At 72.5% G+C, this 418-nt stretch carries 1 protein-coding gene; it reads right to left on the bottom strand.

Features of this window, described 5'->3' with window-relative positions; translation table 11 throughout:
- On the bottom strand, positions 1-257 hold a 257-nt coding region (locus tag WH85_RS52635), incomplete at its 3' end, for a hypothetical protein (protein ID WP_211275667.1).
- Positions 258-418 lie beyond the last annotated feature (161 nt).

Genomic DNA, 418 nt, shown 5'->3' with positions numbered 1-418 from the left:
ACGACCTGGACCTCGGTGACCCCGGCGTCGGCCCCCGGTGCCTCGCCGGTGACCGCGGCGATCACGGTGGTGAAGCCGAACCCGACGACGACGCCGTTCGCGGTCGAGGTGCGGGCCAAGACAAACACCGTCGGCGCGAGCGATCCCTCCAACACGGCGACCTTCACGCCGACCTGGATCGAACCCCCGCGCAAGCCGGGTGCAACGACCGCCCTGAGCGCCACGGCGACCTGGAACGGTGCGACCCTGTCCTTCACCCCGCCGGCGGACCTGGGGAATCCGGCCCTCAGCGGCTACGAGTACACCGTCGACGCCGGGGCGACCTGGACCTCGGTGACCCCGGCGTCGGCCCCCGGTGCCTCGCCGGTGACCGCGGCGATCACGGTGGTGAAGCCGAACCCGACGACGACGCCGTTCA

It is taken from the genome of Actinoplanes rectilineatus, from assembly GCF_000962825.1.
GTDB lineage: Bacteria > Actinomycetota > Actinomycetes > Mycobacteriales > Micromonosporaceae > Actinoplanes > Actinoplanes rectilineatus.
Note: the sequence above shows the minus strand (reverse complement) of the source record. Positions and strands in the feature narration are given on the sequence as shown.